The sequence below is a fragment of the Saccharopolyspora soli genome, from assembly GCF_022678645.1.
GTDB lineage: Bacteria > Actinomycetota > Actinomycetes > Mycobacteriales > Pseudonocardiaceae > Saccharopolyspora > Saccharopolyspora soli.
This window is the reverse complement of the sequence record NZ_JALBWV010000047.1, coordinates 59586-76262: the sequence shown is the minus strand read 5'-3', so window position 1 is coordinate 76262 and position 16677 is coordinate 59586. Positions and strand designations below refer to the sequence as shown.

Genomic DNA, 16677 nt, shown 5'->3' with positions numbered 1-16677 from the left:
CCCCCCCCCCCCCGCCCCCCCCCCCCCCCCCCCCCCCCCCCCCCCCCCCCCCCCCCCGCCCCCGGGGGGGCCCCCCCCCCCCCCCCCCCCCCCCCCCCCCCCCCCCCACGACTCTTCTACCAGCACGGGAAAGCGCCGTGGCGTCACGACCAGTACCAGGATGACGCCAGCAGCGATCAGCAGCATGGCTAGGTACACGTGGTGCACACCCTCGTACAGCAGGTGCGGGGGCGGCGTGCGATTGCCGTTCGCCGGGCCGGTGAACGCGTTCGAGATGGCGCCGTACGCCGCGGCTCCGAGTCCGGAACCGAGGAAGCGCGCGAACTGGTTGGCGCCGGTCACCACACCGCGCTCGGCCCAGCCGACGCCCGCCTGCACCCCCACCAGCAGCGAGGTGGACAGCAACCCGAATCCTGCGCCGAGCACCGCGGTTGCGACCACGCACTGCCACACCGTTCCCGGATAGGGCAATTGGAACAGCAGCGCGGAGCCGACGACGGTGAGCGCGGCGCCGATGAGCGCGGTGTCGCGGAATCCGATGCGCAGGTAGCAGCGCGCCGAGAGCGCCGAAGTCAACGGCCAGGTCACGCTCATCGTGGCCAGCACCAGACCAGCGGTGATCGGGCCGAGTCCCAGCAGCGCCTGGGCATAGGTGGGCAGGAACGTGCTCGGGCCGATGACCAGCAGACCCAATCCGAGGGTGCCGATCGCCGAGCCCGCCAGCACCCGCCGGGACCACAGCCACGGCGGCACGATCGGCTCGGCGGCGCGCCGCTCGACGAACACCGTGCCCACCGCGGCCAGCACCCCGATCCCCAGCAGCACCAGGCTCGGCGGCGAAGTCCAGTGCCATGCCGTACCGCCTTCGGTCAGCCACAGGAACAGGCTGGCGGACGCCAGCAGGAACCCGGCCGCACCGAGGTAGTCGATGCGGTGGTCGCGCCGCGGTACGTGCTCGTGCAGGTACCGCACCAGCAGTGCCACCGCCACCGCGCCGATGGGCACGTTCACCAGGAAGATCCACCGCCAGGTGAGGTATTCGGCGAACGCGCCGCCCAGTGTCGGACCCACGATGGCGGAGATTCCCCACACGCTGGACAACCAGCCCTGCACCCGTCCCCGCTCGGCCACGCTGTACTGATCCGCGGCCACGGTGGCGATCGTGGACTGCATGCCCCCGGCTCCGAGCCCCTGCAGCAGCCGGAAGACCACGAGCATGAGCATGTTCGGGCTCAGCGCGCAGAGCACGGAGCTGACCAGGAACACTCCGGTGCCGATCAGCAGCACCGGTTTGCGCCCGTAGATGTCGGCGAGCTTGCCGTAGACCGGGATGGTCACCGTCTGCGCCAGCAGGTAGCCGGAGAACACCCAGCTGAACAGCGTGAACCCGCCCAGGTCCCCGACGATCTGCGGGACCGCGGTCGCCACGATGGTGGTGTCCATCGCTGCCATCGCCATGGACGCCATGAGCGCCACCAGCACCTTGCCCCGGTGCCTGGCCACCTGGCGGTCCACGTCGATCTCCACGTGCTCCATCCTTGGGTCTCGACCGCGCTCGAAGTCAAGGAACTGTCGCCCAACACACCAACCCATGACGTCGATCAGCGCTGGTACGGCTGCGAAATCGACATCAACCAGGACATAACCGCCATTCCGGGAAGCCCGCGAACAGTCCGATGTGGAGCCCGAATGCCGCGAGCACAGTCGCTCTGCGCGTTCGCGGTGGGACACGGCGGTGATCCGGAGGTCCTGGCTTCCGCGCTGCGCAGCGGGCAAGATCGGCAGTCGTCAGCCCACACCGGGCGGCTGCGGACCGTTGGGAGGAAGCCGGTGCGACCAGGTCGGTTGGGCCGCTGCGTGGCGGCGATCGGGATTGCAGTGCTGGCCACCGCAGCCTTGCCGGGTACGCCGGTGAGCGCGGCCGCGACGGTGGAAGTTCGGCTGATCGCGTTCAACGACCTGCACGGCAATCTCGACCCGCCGTCGGGTTCGTCGGGACGGGTGACGCTGCCCGACGGCAGCAGCGTGGACGCCGGGGGTGCGGCATACCTGGCGACGCACGTGGCCCGACTGCGCAGCGATGTGCCGCATTCGCTGGTGCTCTCCGCAGGGGACAACGTCGGCGCCTCGCCGGTGAATTCGGCGCTGTTCCACGACGAACCGACCATCGCGTTCCTCGACGAACTCGGCGTCAAGGCGTCCGTCGTCGGGAACCACGAGTTCGACGAGGGCTACGCGGAGCTCCAGCGCATCGCGTCCGGCGGCTGCCACCCCGCCGATGGTTGCCAGTTCCGCGATTCCTACGACGGCGCGGATTTCCCGTACCTCGGCGCGAACGTCACCTTCGACGACGGTAGGCCAGCGCTGCTGCCGTTCAGCGTCGAACGCGTCGCTGGCGTGCCGATCGGGATCATCGGGGTCACGCTGGAGGATCTGCCCTCAGTGGTCACGCCAGAGGCGGTCAAGGGCCTGAAGTTCGGTGACGAGGTCGAGGCCATCGACCGGACCTCGCAACTCCTGGACGCCGTGGGGGTGAAGTCCCAGGTCGTGCTGCTGCACCAAGGGGACAACACCGAGGGCGGCGGACCGGACGACTGCCGGGTCGCGCCCGGTCCGGCATCGGAGATCGCCGCGCACGCCTCCCCGAAGGTCGATGTGATCTTCACCGGCCACAGCCACCAGCAGTACAACTGCGTGATCAACGACCCGGCGGGCAACCCGCGGACCGTGCTGCAGGGTGCCTCCTTCGGTCGTCTGCTGTCGGTCGCCGACCTGACCATCGACCGGACGAACGGAGATGTGGTGCGCCCCGCGACGAGAGCCCACAACGAAATCGTCACGCGCGACGTACCACCGGATCCCGCCGTGCAGAAGCTGATCGACGAGGCCAACGCGAAGGCGGGGCCGATCGCCAACCGCCCGATCGGCACGATCACGGCCGATCTCCTCCGCCAGGCCGCGCCGTCCGGCGAATCCACGCTCGGCGACGTGATCGCCGACGCGCAACTGGCGGCGACCACGGGCAACGGCGCGCAGGTCGCGATCACCAACCCCGGTGGAATCAGGGCGGACCTCGTCCACGCCTCCTCTCCGGCCGGTGAGGGCGACGGGGTGGTGACTTACGGCGAGACCTTCGCGGTCCAGCCATTCGGCAACGTCATGCAGACGATCACGCTGACCGGCGCGCAGCTGAAGAACGTCCTCGAACAGCAATGGCAGCCGAACGCCACGCGCATCCTGCAGATCTCGTCGACCCTGCACTACACCTACTCGGCCGCTGCCCCGGTCGGCTCGAAGGTTTCCGACATCACCATCAGCGGCCAGCCGGTCGATCCGAACGCGCCCTACCGGGTCTCGGTGAACAACTTCCTCGCCGCGGGCGGCGACGGATTCACCGAATTCGCCGGGGGAACCGACATCACCGGAGGACCAGTGGACCTCGACGCGCTGATCGCCTACCTCGGCGCGCACCCCGGAATCGCGCCCCCGCCCGCGGATCGCATCACCACGATCCCGTAACCCACCCGACGGTGTCCGTCAGCGTCGGCTCTCGGGTATCCAGTTCCGCACCGCCGGGGTGTACCCGGTCGGTTTGTCCGCGACCTTGACGCCGGGGCTGACCAACCAGTTCTGGTACTCCGGCGTGAACATCCGGTAGACCGACTGCGGCGGTAGCGCACTTGCCTCGTCGAGCTCGGCGCGCAAGTGGGGCGGCAGTTCGAAGTCGAGTGCGGCCAGGCTCGCGTCGAGCTGATCCGCGCTGCTCGCCCCGACGATTGCCGAGGCGATCCCCGGTTGGGTCGCGACCCAGTTCACCGCAACCTGGGCCATCGACACATCCAGCTCGGTCGCGACCTCTTCGAGCGTCTTCAGCAGCTGCCATTCCTGGTCCGTCCACGACCGTCCGGGCGAGCCCGCGGTGGTGAGGCGGCCTTCCCCGGCCAGGCCCTGCTCGGCATGCCGGTACTTGCCGGTCAGGAAGCCGCCGCCGAGCGGACTCCACGCGGTGATGCCGATTCCCAACTGCTGCCCCATCGCGACGTGTTCCGCTTCGATCCCCCGCTCGATCAGCGAGTAGGGCAGTTGCAGGCTGACCACTGGTGGGAGGGAGTGGGACTCCGCCAGGGTCTGCGCTCGCGCCGCGTACCAGCTGGGCACGTCGGACAGGCCCGCGTAGCGGATTTTCCCAGCCCTGGTGAGGTCGTCGAAGGTCCGCACGACCTCTTCGACCGGCGTGATCCGATCCCAGGTGTGCAGCAGGAAGAGGTCGATGTAGTCGGTGCGCAGGCGGCGCAGCGATGCCTCGATCGCGCTGATCATGTGCTTGCGGCCGTTGCCGCCCGCGTTCGGATCTCCGGGGGCGACGCTGTTGGTGAATTTGGTGGTGAGCACCATCCTGTCGCGCACCTTGGCTTCTGCGATGAGCTTGCCGAGGATGGTCTCGCTCTCCCCGGCGGTGTAGAAGTCCGCGGTGTCGATGAAGTTGCCGCCCGCATCGACGTAGCGGCGGAAGATGGGGCGGGCTTCGTCCTCGGTCTTGCCGTACGCGGCGTGGAAGCCACCGGTTCCGAAGTTCATGGTGCCCAGCGCCAGGCGGCTGACGCGCAATCCGGAACGTCCGAGCAAGTAGTAGTGGTCCAGGGACATAGGGGAATTGCTCCGTTCGGGAACGAAATCGCGAAGTCCGGCGTGTCCAGCTCCGCGAAAGGGCTTGGATTTCAGGCGGGCAGCGCCTCGTCAGCCGGTGACCAGCTGCGCGGCGTAGGCGACGTTGGTGTAGTCCCGCCAGGCCGCGATCTTGCCGTCGCGGATCTCGTAGACGGCCATGTTCATCACCGGGGCCAGCGGCCGCCCCGGCAAGGCCAGGCCGTGGATCTGCTCGGCGATGACGACGTCGCCGTTGACCGCCTGGTGCACGGTCTCGAACTCGACCTGCTCGAAGTTGGCGAAAACCTGCTTCCACACCCGCAGCAGCGCGTCGCGGCCGTGGACCTCGTCCTCGCCGTAGTTGCGAAAGACGACGTCGGGGTGCAGGTAGTCGGCGAGGTGGTCGGTGTCCCTGGTGTTGAACGCCGCGACGAACTCGCGGACCAGCGTGTCGTTGTCGATGGACATGGGATTCACTTCCTGGACTTGGTGGTCCACTCAGCATGCCCAGCCAAAAATGGACCTGCAAGTCCAGAATCGTGCCGCGTTCACAGCGGTCTGATCAGCTTCTGTTCCGTTCGACGTGCGGCTGTTGGACGTCGCGGGCTGGCACCGGATTTGGCGCGGGAGACGGCTCAGCTGGTGAGCCGCTTCCGTTGCTCGGCCCGGTGTCTGACGAAACCGGTTCGGTGTAGACGAACTTCCCGCCGCGCAGCGCCGAGGCGATCGCGGCGATCAGGCATGCGGCGATCGCGAAGGCGAAGGCGAAACGCAGGCCCTCGGAGAAGGGGCCGGAGATCAGCTCCGGGAAGAAGCTCTGGCCGGTCAGGTAGGCGGCGTGCCCGGCCGGGAGTTGCCCCAGGACCTGGGGTCCGAGCAACGACTGGATCGGGTTGTACCCCAGCAGCGACGCGAACAGCACGCCCACCGGCGGCAGCCCGGCGAGCCGGTCGGCCGCCGCGGCGGGCACGCCCTGCGCGACGAGTCCGGTGGTCAACGTGCCCGGCAGCGAACGGGCCAGTCCGGCGATCATCAACGAGAAGAAGATGCCGATCGAGAGCACCATCGCCGCGTTCTGGAAGGTGTTGCTCATCCCGGCACCCGCGCCGCGCCGGTTCGGCGGCAGGCTGTTCATGACACCGGCCCGGTTCGGGGAGGCGAACACGCCCATCCCGATCCCGTTGATCAGCAGCGCCACCGCGAACTGCCAGTAGCTGAAGTCGACCGGCAGGCAGATCAGCCACCCGAAGCTCGCGGCGGCGATCACCATGCCGCCGGTGGCGAACAGCCGCGCCCCGAACTGGTCGGACAGCCAGCCCGACGCCGGGCCCGCGATCACGAAACCGATGGTCAGGGGCAGCATGTAGATCCCGGCCCACAGCGGGGTGGACTCGAAGCTGTACCCGTGTTCCGGCAGCCAGATGCCCTGCAGCCAGATGATCAGGACGAACATCAGCCCGCCGCGGCCGAGGGCGGACAGCAGACCAGCCAGGTTTCCGGCGGTGAAGGCCCGGATCCGGAACAGCCCGAGCCGGAACATCGGGTCGGCGACCCGCGTCTCCACCACGCAGAAGATCGCCAGCACCACCGCACCGCCGATCATGGCGGTCAGCACCCACGGGTTGGTCCAACCCATGGTGTGCCCGTCGTAGGGCTGGATGCCGTAGGTGATCCCCGCGAGCAGCGCGATCAGGCCGACCGCGAAGGTCAGGTTGCCCCACCAGTCCACCTGGGAGCGGTGCTTGATCCCCACGTCGTGCAGCATCCAGTACGCCCACACCGTGCCGAACACCCCGATCGGCACGGACAGCAGGAACACGACATGCCATTCCAGCGGCGCCACCAGCCCGCCCAGGACCAGCCCGATGAACGAGCCCGCGATCCCGGCGACCTGGTTCAGGCCGAGTCCCAGGCCGCGCTGGTGGGCGGGGAAGGCATCGGTGATGATCGCGTTCGAGTTCGCCATCAGCATGGCCCCGCCGACACCCTGGCCGACTCGCATAATGATCAACCACAGCGCCCCGGCCGTGCCGTGCAGCCAGGTCACCGCCAGCAGCACGGAGAACGCGGTGAACACCAGGAACCCGGAGTTGTAGATGCGGACCCGGCCGACCATGTCCCCCAGGCGGCCGAAGCTGACGACCAGCACGGCCAGCACCACCAGGTAGCCCATGACCAGCCACAGCAGCAGGCCGGTGTTGCTCGGCGCCAGCGGGTCGATCCCGATGCCGCGGAAGATGTCCGGTAGCGCTATCAGCAGGATCGACATGTTGATCGTCGTCATCAACACGCCCAGCGTGGTGTTCGACAGCACGATCCACTTGTAGTTCGGATTGGCGGTCGCGTTCGCAGCGCGCGCCTCCCGCCGCTGCGCCCGCTCCGACGCGATGGACATCGCCCGTGCATCCTTCCTCGGACAGGTCACCTCGTTACTCACGCTAATCTTATTGGTTGCTTCAGGCAACTATTGACCTTCGCGGGGCGGCGAGAGATCGAACATCGGACCGTCCACCATCGTCCGATCCAAATCAGACATTCCCCGCAGGACGGCACACCACGGTGCGACAGCGAAAAAAATCAGTTGCTCGGGTGGCACGACTCGTCCTAGCCTTCCCGGTACACAGGAAGGGAGGTGGTCCAACGTTGAATACCAACAGGACTTGTGAGGTGGCTGTCCGCTAGGACCGCCCACGGCACTACTGCCGACCCGACGTGTGCTGATCCTGCGGGATTCGACGCGGGTGCGCGGTCGGCGAATACCAGGCAGCTACCCGACCCCGGAGCCCCGAACTGTGTCCGGTTCGGCCTGTGCGGAGCAACCGCCAGGAAACGGCTCCGGGGTTGCTGCTTCTCGGGCCAGCAGCCGTCCATTCGCGACCTTGGTCCAGCGTTCGCGTCGTCCCCTCTGACGGGTGACACTGAAGTGGCGCGCAACTGGCTCGATGAGCAGGGGGGCGGCTGCGATGGACTACGACATCTTCGAGCTGGGCGATATCCGGTTGCAGAGCGGTTCGACGCTCCCGGATGCGAGGCTGGCATACCAGACGTACGGGACGCTCGACGCCGACGGGACCAACGCGATCGTCTATCCCACGTGGTACTCGGGACAGCACTACGACAACGAGTGGCTCATCGGTGCGGGCATGGCCCTCGATCCCTCCCGTTACTTCATCATCATCCCGAACATGCTCGGCAACGGGCTGTCCTCGTCGCCGAGCAACACCCCGCCGCCGCACGACCGGGCGCGGTTTCCCCACGTCACGATGTACGACAACGTCCAGGCGCAGCATCGTCTGGTCACCGAGCGCTTCGGCATCCAGCGGCTTGAGCTGGTCACGGGTTGGTCGATGGGCGCCGGGCAGACCTACCAGTGGGCGGTGAGTTATCCGGACGTGGTCCGGCGGATCCTCCCGTTCTGCGGGGCGGCGAAAACCAGCGTGCACAACATCGTGTTCCTGGAGGGCGTGAAGGCAGCGCTGACCGCGGACCCGGCGTGGCGCAACGGTTGGTACGACGAGCAGCCCACGACGGCGTTGCGAGCGATGTCCCGCGTCTACGCCGGTTGGGGATTCTGCCAGCAGTTCTACCGGGAGAAGACGTACGAGCGGGAGCCGCTCGGATACGGCTCGTTGGAGGACTTCTTGGTCGGCTTCTGGGAGCGGCTGTTCATCAACCGCGACGTGAACAACCTGCTCGCCATGCTCTGGACCTGGCAGCACGCCGATCTGGGCCGGACCCCCGGTTTCGCCGACGTCCAGGAAGCACTCGCGTCGATCCGCGCACGCTCCATCGTCATGCCCGCGCAACAGGATCTCTACTTCCCACCCGAGGACAACGAGTGGGAGGTCCGCCACATGCCCCGTGCGGAACTACGGGTGATCCCCGGAGCGTGGGGACACTTCGCGGGTGGTGGTCTGAATCCGGTGGACACCGCGTTCATCGACGCCGCCCTCAAGGAACTGCTCGCGGCCGAGCCGTAACGGGTCGAGCACCTTCGCACCCTTCTGTCCATTGTGGATGACGACTGGCGGACGATCCCGAGCGCCTTGCGCGCCCGCCTCGGACCTTGCGCCGCGTGTCCGGCTCGGGTCGCAGAACTGGCCACCAGCCGCAACGGTCCGGCTGCTGCCAACCCCATCACGATGTCCGTTGATACCAACGCGCGTTGAAGAAATCTTGGCAGAACCCTTACCGAGGGTTGTTCTTCTGCTTCTCCGCCACTTCCCCGCGTCACACGAAAGTGGAGATCGCAACTCGATCAAGCGCGGGAGACGACAATGCGTAACTACCGACGAATGCGTTCAGGGGGCATCGCCGCCTTCGCCCTGGCCGCGATCATCGCGATCTCCGGATGCGGTAGCGCCGCCGCACGGGACCCGCAGGGGCTGCCGACCGCCCAGCCGAGCCAGCAGGAGATCGCGGCGCTGTTCGGCGACTGGAATAAAGCGCTGGTCGCGCTGGACCCGCAACTGGTCGCCGATCACTACGCCCCGGAGGCTGTGCTGCTGCCCACCATGTCCAACGACGTGCGCACCAACCGCGCGGAGATCGTCGACTACTTCGAGCACTTCTTGGCGAACAAGCCGCAGGGCCAGATCCTGGAGTCGCACGTGGACGTGCTCGGTCCGAACACGGCGATCGACTCGGGAACCTACCGGTTCGCCCTCAACACCAACGGCACGCCCAGCACGATCGACGCCCGCTACACGTTCGTCTACGAGCGGGTCAACGGGAAGTGGTTGATCGTCAGCCACCACTCGTCGGCCATGCCGGAGTAGGCCGCCCGCTACGCGGCGCGGAGCGCGATCCGGACGCACAGCCCACCTGTGTTGGCCGCGTCGAGCCGCACGCTGCCTCCGTCGTCGGAAACCAGCTGCTTGACGATCGCGAGCCCCATGCCCGAGCCGGAACGGCCGGTGAGCCCGGCGCCGCGCCAGAAACGGTCGAATGCCCGCTGCCGGTCGGCTGCGGGCATTCCTGGTCCTCGGTCGATCACCTCGATGACCGCCTGCTGGGATTCCCGCCGACTCAGCACCGTGATCGCGGCGTGGTCCGGGGAAACCTCCAGCGCGTTGGACAACACGTTGTCGAGCACCTGCTCAAGGTGCCCCGGACTGGACAGCGCGCACAGTTCCGGGTCGGCGAAGTGGTGTTGGAGCGTGACACCGCGTTCCTCGGCGGCCGCCCGCCAGGTGCCGAACCTGGACGTCACGACGTCGACGATCCGCACCGGCTCAAGGTTGGACATGGTGGATTCGGCCCTCGCCAGGGTGAGCAGCCCGTTCACCAGCCTGCTCATCCGCACGACCTCGGCGGTGGCGTGCTCCACGTCCTCCCGCACATCCGGGTCGTCCACTCCGTCCGCGATGTTGTCCAGCGACAGGCGGAGGGCGGTGAGCGGGGTGCGGAGCTGGTGGGAGGCATCGCCGATGAAGGCCCGCTGCGAGCCGATCAGGGTGTCGATGGTCTCCGTCGCGGTGTTCAGCGTGCTGGCGAGCGTGCGCGTCTCCGGCGGCCCGGTCTCCTCCGCCCGCGCGGTGAGATCGCCGTCGCGCAGCCTGCTGGCCATGCCGTTGAGATCCCGAAGCGGACGAGTCAGCCGCCGCGCCAGCAGAACTCCGAGCACCGCTGCCACGATCAGCACCGCGATGGCCAGGACCAGCCGGAAACCCCAGATCAGCCACAGACCCTCGTCCAGCGGTGCCGAGGGGTGGCTGATCCGGATCGCGCCGACGATCGTGCCGTCCGCTGACCTGGCCGGTGCCGCCAGCACGAGCCCTTCGGCGCGCAAGGCCGGTGCGTACTCCCACCGCACCGATTCCCGGCCAGCCAGCGCGGCGGTGAACGCGGGATCGTCGGCCGCGACCGGTAGCGGCAACGAGCCCACGGCCGTCCGCTCGGCCGACAGCACGTCCACCCGCCCGGACGTCTGCCGCTGGTAGGCGTCGATGAGCCGGGCCAATGCCTGCCGGGACGGCGCATCGTCGGTGGCCAGGAGCAATGCGGCTGTCTCCGCTTCGCGGCGCGCGGAGTTCTCCGCTTCGCCGTAGAGCTGTTCGGTGAGCAGGAACGCCACCGGGATGGTGAAGGCGACCACGGCCACCGCGACCAGCAGGACGTAACTCGCGACCAGTTGGCGGATCACGCCAGCACCAAGCGGAATCCGACGCCGCGCACGGTTTCCACGGAAACAGCGTCACCGAGCTTCTGCCGCAACGCGCTGACGTGCACGTCCAGCGTCTTGGTGGGACCGAACCAGTTGGCGTCCCACACCGCCTCCATGATCTGCTCCCTGGTGAACACCGCGCCCGGCGCCTCGGCGAGGAAGGCCAGCAGGTCGTACTCCTTGGGGGTCAAGGAGATCTCGGCACCGTCGACGTGCACCCGCCGCCCCGGCCGGTCGATCGCCACCCGGCTCGACAGCGCCGGTTCCGGCTGCGCCGCCGCGGGCCGAACCCGGCGCAGCACGGCGCGCATCCTGGCGATGACCTCGCGGACGCCGAACGGCTTGGACACGTAGTCGTCCGCGCCGATCTCCAGCCCCACCACCCGATCCGTCTCGTCCGCTCGGGCGCTGATCACGATGATCGGCACATCGCTGCGGGAGCGCAGTTCGAGGCAGACGTCCAACCCGTCCATGTCGGGCAGGCCGAGGTCGACGAGCACCATGTCGGTCGGCCCCGCCCGCAGGGCTCCGGCGCCGGTGCGCACCCATTCGACATCGAACCCGTACCGGCCAAGACCCCGCGTGAGGGACTCGGCGATGGGTTCGTCGTCCTCGACCAGCAGTACCCGCATGCCGAGATCTTTCCATGCGGTGACCGGATCGGAGCTCGGGATCGTTTCCGAAACGGGCCCCGCCCGGCCTCGGCCCGCCGGAGGACCGATGTCCGTCTCGGACCGGTGAATTCGCCTGGGGTGAACCGGCGCGGGCGATCGCGGATCGCGATCTGCCAAGCGGCGCAATGGATTCGGACGTTCGGTCCCGCGATTGCTGCTGCGCTTCGGAAGTATCAGTCAAATACCGGCTCTCCTTTGTGGAAATTGTGATCAAAACTGGACGTGCGACCGTTTCGCCCCGTACCCGCCACTTCTGGAGGGCCGCACATGATCCGAAACGGAAGGACGGCCACTACTCGCGAATTCGGTGCTGGCGCCACCGCGCTCACCGCTACCGCCGTGCTGATCTGCGGCACGGTCACCGCCAGCCCACCGCATCCCGCTTCGGCAGCCGAGCTCGGGGAACGGACCCAGGTCACCGTCACCGAAGGAACCAATCTCACCGCGGCCGCGGCGCCCGACGGCAGTGTCGTCATCGATCTGCAGGGGTTGCTGTTCCGGGTGCCGCCCGGCGGCGGCACCGCCCAGCAGCTCACCGAACCGGAGTTGGAGCCCGCGCGACCGGATGTCGGCCCGGACGGTCGGATCGCCTTCCAGGGGTATGCCAGCGGCGAGTTCCACATCTGGATCGCGGATGCCGACGGGACCGACCCGGTGCAGATCACCAGCGGCGGTTTCGACGACCGGGAACCCCGCTGGTCGCCCGATGGCAGCCGGATCGCGTTCTCCTCGGATCGGGCGGGCTCCTACGACATCTGGACCGTCGATGTCCGCACCGGCGAGCTGACCCGGCGGACCGATGCACCCGGCCTGGAGTACGAACCGTCCTGGCACCCCGACGGCCAGCAGATCGGTTACGTCGCCGACGATCACATCGCGGCGACCGATGCCGCTGGCGCCGTCCGCACCGTCATCCCCGCACCCGACGCGGAGCAGACCACCGTGCACGCCCCGGCGTGGGCGCCTGATGGGCAGCGCATGGCTTACCTGCAGCAGTCCGGAACCCGAGCGGACCTGATGGTGGACGGGCAGGCGGTAACGGCAGGCGAGGACGTCTTCCTGTTCACCCCGGAGTGGTCCGGCGAGAACGGTTTGCGCTACACCGCAAACGGAAAGATCCGGCACCGCGACCTCGATGCGGGCAGCGGCTCGGACATCCCGTTCGAAGCGACCATCGACCTGCCCGCCGTGCACTACGACAAGAAGGACCACGACTTCGACGACCGGACTGCCAAGCAGGTCAAGGGCATCCTGACCCCGGCGCTGTCGCCCGATGCGGAGCAGGTCGCGTTCGTGGCGCTCAACGACCTGTGGCTGATGCCGATCGGTGGTCAACCGCGCAAGGTCACCGACGACGACTTCCACGAGGTGAACCCGGCGTGGTCCGCCGACGGCCGTTACCTGGCCTACTCCTCGGACAAGGCCGGAACCGAAGACATCTACGTGCGCGACGTCCGGACCGGCGGGGAGCGGCGGGTGACGGCTCTGGAGGGTGCAGAGGTCTCCGCCGCCTTCTCCCCCGACGGGACGCGGTTGGCGTACCAGGACCAGACCGGAGCCACCTACGTGCTCGACCTGAACGCCGGGAGCGTGCGCGAACTGGTCCCGCCGCTGTTCGGGCCGGGGCGCCCGACCTGGTCCGCGGACGGGTCCACCATCGCGTTCGCCGCGGTGAAGCGGTATTCCGAGCGGTTCCGCGAAGGAACCAGCCAGATCCTCACCGTGGACGTCGCGACGGGGCGGCAAACCTTCCACTCGCCCGGCGAGGAGCACGCGTCGATCTCGACCCGAGGAGACGACGGTCCACTGTGGTCACCGGACGGCAGTCGGGTGGCGTTCGTGGTGGATTCCACGCTCCGCGTGATGCCGGTCGACGGCACCGGCGCCCCGACCGGCCCGGCACGGGTGCTCAACGGCGAGGTCACCGATGCCCCCTCGTGGAGCGGCGATTCCAGCAAGTTGCTCTACCTCTCCAACGGAGAACTCCGGCTCGCCGACGCGGCAACGGGACGAGCCCAGACCATCGACGTCCCGTTGACCTACCGCGCGGACGTGGCGGAAGGCCGCACGATGATCCACGCTGGCGGTTTCTGGGACGGCAACAGCCGGGGGTTGCGGCACGACGTCGACATCGTCGTCGTCGACAACCGGATCAAGTCGGTGACACCGCACAGCGATGACCACCACGCGGGCAACGTGGTCGACGCGTCGGGGTTGACGGTGCTGCCCGGCCTGATGGACTCCCACGTGCACCAGGAATACGAGTCGCGCTTCTACGGCGACCGGCAGGGCCGGATCAGCTTGGCCTACGGCGTGACCTCCACCATGTCGGTCGGTGACCAGGTGTACCGGGCGGTCGAGGACCGCGAGGCGCTCGCGGCGGGAGACCGGATCGGTCCGCGGTTCTACGCCACCGGGGAGCCGATCGACGGATCGCGCGTCTACTACAACTTCATGCGCCCCACCCGCAGTGCCGAGCAGGTCGAGTTCGAGCTATCCCGCGCGCGGACGCTGGACTACGACATGATCAAGACCTACGTGCGGTTGCCCGCGGACCGGATGGAGGCGGTGATCGACGCCGCGCACCGGATGGGGGTGCCGTCGGCCTCGCACTACCTGTCTCCGGGTGCGCACGTGGGCCAGGACGGCACCACTCACTTGGCCGCCACCCAACGGCTCGGCTACGCCCGCACCCTCACCGCGACCGGCACCTCCTACGGTGACGTCGCGGCCCTCTACGGCGCGGGGAAGCGGTCGGTGACCGCGACGCTGTTCACCTCGGACTTCCTCTACGGCGACGAACTGGCGGCCGACCCGCGGATGGCGCTGCTGCCTGCGTGGACCCGTCAGGACCTGCTCGAAACCACTGCGGGCAACAAGACACCCCCGTCGGACCCGCGTTGCGAGACAGCCGAGTGCATGGAAGTCGAGGCGCTGCAAGCAATCGCGAACGCCGGTGGCCGGGTGCTGGCGGGCACCGACTCGCCGCTGAGCTACGTCGCGATCGGACTGCAAGCCAACCTCCGCGAGATGGTCGGCTACGGCTGGGACGAGTACGACGCGTTGCGCACCGCAACCGTCAACGCCGCGCAGAACCTCGGTGTCTCCGATGATGTCGGGACCCTCGAACCCGGCAAGGTCGCCGACCTGATCATGGTCGAGGGCAATCCGCTGGAGGACATCGACGCGGCGATGGACGTGCGGATGACCATGGTCGGTGGCCGCCTGCACACCCGAGAAGAGCTGATCGCACCCTTCGCGGCCCCGCCCCCCAACGACGTGCAAGCCGACCAGTCCCGGCCAGCGAGCGCACCGGCTCCGGCGACTTCGGTTGCCGAGCGGGCGAATCCTGTCGCCGCGTCCCGATATTGGTGGCATGATCCGGAAATCGTCGCCGCCGACTACGAACACGCCTGCGACGCGGAACTCGACGGATCAGCGGCGACCAGCCATCCGCCCGGAGAGCAGCACCGATAGGACACATCGCACTGGTGGACTTCGGGGCGAGTCGTCCTGATCAGCTCTTCATGGTCTGCAACATGAGCGCGGCAGCCTGCCGGGTCAGCTCGCAAGGATCGACCTTGCCCCGCTGGTCGCCGAACACGCTGCCGAAGATCGAGAATTCCAGCTGATCAGTGACTCCGACGTACAGCGGGCAGGAACCGTAGGCGAATCGCGGGTCGCCGCGAGCGTCGAGCACGACTGCCGGATACCCGTCGATCGGCGGAACTTCCTGCCAGAAGGCGAACTGGTCGCGGCGCTCGTAGGTGGTGCTGAGCCCCGCATCGTTGAGCAGCACGAACTGAACTTCGAGAGCAGGTCCGGCAGGTCCCTCGTCCCAGCGGCAACTCGGGGGCGGGGTCCCGCCGCTCTCCTTTTGCACACCTGGCGCGTCGAACCCCAGTTGCCGCAACTGATCGGGGGTGAGCAAGCCGCAGGGATTCCGGTGGAAGGCAGTCGTGTCAAGCGGGTTTTCCACCTTGGGCGCGCCATGCGCCGGTAACCCAACACCGGCCGAGGCTGGCGAAGGAGTCGCCCCAGCCGGGGAATCGGTAGCGGGCGGAGTTCCCTCACCACCACCGGACGAGCTGGTACAACCCGCCATGAGAAGGCACGCGGCTAGGCCACAAACCACGGCACGCAGGAATCGACCGGTCATCAAAACCCCAAAGTCCGCTGTTGTGCCGCACTGACAGCTCTCCGCCAGTCATCTTCAAACTGGTCCACAAACGACAACGATTCGTGAAAACAAAGCAGCCGTGGGATGAACGATCTCGATCTCATGCTGCGATGCCCAGTTTGCCCGCCAGACGTTCCAGGTAGGACCGGACCTCGGTGACCGACCGGTCCGGCAGTCCGAACACGACCTCGCTGACACCCGCGGCTTCCCACCGAACGAGCGCGTCGTCGTCCGGCTTCCCGGCGAGCACCGTGATCTCCGGTGTTCCCGCGCGCCCGGCCTCCTCCCACATGGACCGCAGCAGCCGCACTTTCTCCTCGATGCGGTTCTCCCCCGGTGTCGTGATCCATCCGTCGGCGGATCGGACGATCCAGGCGAAGGTGTTCTTGGTACCGGCTGCGCCGACCGAGGTCGGGATCCGATCACGCACCGGCTTGGGCCATGCCCAGCACGGCCCGAACGTGACGAACTCCCCCTCGTAGCTCGGTTCCTCCTCCGTCCACAACGCCCGCATCGCTTCCAGGTACTCGCGGAGCATCGTCCGGCGTCGCCCGTGCGGTACGCCGTGATCACTCAGCTCGTCGACGTTCCAGCCGTAGCCGACGCCCAGCTTCACGCGGCCGTCGGCAAGATGATCGAGCGAGGCGATCGTCTTCGCCAGAGTGATCGGGTCGTGCTCGACCGGCAAGGCGACCATGGTCGACAGCGTGATCCGCCGCGTCACTGACGCCGCCGTGGCCAACGCGACCCACGGGTCGAGGGTGCGCATGTACCGGTCATCGGGCAGCGCAGCACCGCCCGTTCCCGGATGAGCGGCCTCGCGTTTGACCGGGATGTGGGTGTGCTCGGGGACGCTGAACGAATCGAAGCCGACGTCCTCCGCCGCCTGGGCGGCCGAGGCCGGTGTGATCCCGCGATCGCTGGTGAACAGCACGATGCCATACCGCATCGAAAGCCCTCCTGCCGCCACGACCTTAACTAGAACTTGTTCTAGGCAAGGTTAGGCCACG

12 protein-coding genes are annotated in these 16677 nt (G+C 67.9%); 4 read left to right on the top strand and 8 right to left on the bottom strand.

Going from position 1 to position 16677, the window contains the following annotated elements; all coding sequences use genetic code 11:
* On the bottom strand, positions 1 to 1527 hold a 1527-nt coding region (locus MOQ72_RS30175), incomplete at its 3' end, for an MDR family MFS transporter (protein WP_242189132.1).
* Positions 1528 to 1689: 162 nt separating this feature from the next.
* Here MOQ72_RS30175 and MOQ72_RS30170 point away from each other — a divergent pair.
* Positions 1690 to 3519: a bifunctional metallophosphatase/5'-nucleotidase gene (locus MOQ72_RS30170; RefSeq protein WP_242189131.1), complete on the top strand. Its 1830-nt coding sequence runs from the start codon at positions 1690 to 1692 to the stop codon at positions 3517 to 3519.
* Positions 3520 to 3537: 18 nt separating this feature from the next.
* Here the strand turns inward: MOQ72_RS30170 and MOQ72_RS30165 are convergent, their stop codons facing one another.
* The 3 genes from MOQ72_RS30165 to MOQ72_RS30155 form a co-directional block, all read right to left on the bottom strand.
* Complete coding sequence (locus MOQ72_RS30165) at positions 3538 to 4647, bottom strand: aldo/keto reductase (protein WP_242189130.1); 1110 nt, start codon at positions 4645 to 4647, stop codon at positions 3538 to 3540.
* Between the two features lie 90 nt (positions 4648 to 4737).
* Positions 4738 to 5115, bottom strand: coding sequence for a nuclear transport factor 2 family protein (locus MOQ72_RS30160; RefSeq protein WP_242189129.1), 378 nt, complete (start codon positions 5113 to 5115; stop codon positions 4738 to 4740).
* Between the two features lie 94 nt (positions 5116 to 5209).
* Positions 5210 to 7042 (bottom strand): MFS transporter, encoded by a 1833-nt coding sequence (locus MOQ72_RS30155; protein ID WP_372495582.1) that lies wholly within the window; start codon positions 7040 to 7042, stop codon positions 5210 to 5212.
* A 517-nt stretch (positions 7043 to 7559) separates the two neighbouring features.
* Between MOQ72_RS30155 and MOQ72_RS30150 the strand changes: the two genes are divergently transcribed.
* Both MOQ72_RS30150 and MOQ72_RS30145 read left to right on the top strand, forming a co-directional pair.
* On the top strand, positions 7560 to 8627 hold the full coding sequence (locus MOQ72_RS30150; protein WP_308197991.1) for an alpha/beta fold hydrolase: 1068 nt from the start codon (positions 7560 to 7562) through the stop codon (positions 8625 to 8627).
* A 297-nt stretch (positions 8628 to 8924) separates the two neighbouring features.
* Complete coding sequence (locus MOQ72_RS30145; protein WP_242189128.1) at positions 8925 to 9425, top strand: SgcJ/EcaC family oxidoreductase; 501 nt, start codon at positions 8925 to 8927, stop codon at positions 9423 to 9425.
* An 8-nt stretch (positions 9426 to 9433) separates the two neighbouring features.
* On the opposite strand, the gene MOQ72_RS30140 is transcribed toward MOQ72_RS30145, so the two are convergent.
* Together MOQ72_RS30140 and MOQ72_RS30135 are read right to left on the bottom strand one after the other, a co-directional pair.
* A complete protein-coding gene (locus MOQ72_RS30140; protein WP_242189127.1) occupies positions 9434 to 10792 on the bottom strand; it encodes a HAMP domain-containing sensor histidine kinase in 1359 nt (452 codons plus the stop codon).
* Positions 10789 to 11445, bottom strand: coding sequence for a response regulator transcription factor (locus MOQ72_RS30135; RefSeq protein ID WP_242189126.1), 657 nt, complete (start codon positions 11443 to 11445; stop codon positions 10789 to 10791). The genes MOQ72_RS30140 and MOQ72_RS30135 overlap by 4 nt, the downstream gene beginning before the upstream one ends.
* Before the next feature lie 309 nt (positions 11446 to 11754).
* Between MOQ72_RS30135 and MOQ72_RS30130 the strand changes: the two genes are divergently transcribed.
* Positions 11755 to 14964: an amidohydrolase family protein gene (locus MOQ72_RS30130; protein ID WP_242189125.1), complete on the top strand. Its 3210-nt coding sequence runs from the start codon at positions 11755 to 11757 to the stop codon at positions 14962 to 14964.
* A gap of 40 nt (positions 14965 to 15004) precedes the next feature.
* On the opposite strand, the gene MOQ72_RS30125 is transcribed toward MOQ72_RS30130, so the two are convergent.
* A complete protein-coding gene (locus MOQ72_RS30125) occupies positions 15005 to 15592 on the bottom strand; it encodes a DUF3558 domain-containing protein (protein ID WP_242189124.1) in 588 nt (195 codons plus the stop codon).
* 175 nt (positions 15593 to 15767) lie between these two features.
* Complete coding sequence (locus tag MOQ72_RS30120) at positions 15768 to 16616, bottom strand: LLM class F420-dependent oxidoreductase (RefSeq protein WP_242189123.1); 849 nt, start codon at positions 16614 to 16616, stop codon at positions 15768 to 15770.
* Positions 16617 to 16677 lie beyond the last annotated feature (61 nt).

What these genes read in the sequence shown, in the direction of transcription:
- MOQ72_RS30170 (WP_242189131.1), top strand. Translation starts at nt 1,690, where the DNA reads ATGCCGCGAGCACAGTCGCTCTGCGCGTTCGCGGTGGGACACGGCGGT.
- MOQ72_RS30165 (WP_242189130.1), bottom strand. Translation starts at nt 4,647, where the DNA reads ATGTCCCTGGACCACTACTACTTGCTCGGACGTTCCGGATTGCGCGTC.
- MOQ72_RS30160 (WP_242189129.1), bottom strand. Translation starts at nt 5,115, where the DNA reads ATGTCCATCGACAACGACACGCTGGTCCGCGAGTTCGTCGCGGCGTTC.
- MOQ72_RS30155 (WP_372495582.1), bottom strand. Translation starts at nt 7,042, where the DNA reads ATGTCCATCGCGTCGGAGCGGGCGCAGCGGCGGGAGGCGCGCGCTGCG.
- MOQ72_RS30145 (WP_242189128.1), top strand. Translation starts at nt 8,925, where the DNA reads ATGCGTAACTACCGACGAATGCGTTCAGGGGGCATCGCCGCCTTCGCC.
- MOQ72_RS30135 (WP_242189126.1), bottom strand. Translation starts at nt 11,445, where the DNA reads ATGCGGGTACTGCTGGTCGAGGACGACGAACCCATCGCCGAGTCCCTC.
- MOQ72_RS30130 (WP_242189125.1), top strand. Translation starts at nt 11,755, where the DNA reads ATGATCCGAAACGGAAGGACGGCCACTACTCGCGAATTCGGTGCTGGC.
- MOQ72_RS30125 (WP_242189124.1), bottom strand. Translation starts at nt 15,592, where the DNA reads ATGGCGGGTTGTACCAGCTCGTCCGGTGGTGGTGAGGGAACTCCGCCC.
- MOQ72_RS30120 (WP_242189123.1), bottom strand. Translation starts at nt 16,616, where the DNA reads ATGCGGTATGGCATCGTGCTGTTCACCAGCGATCGCGGGATCACACCG.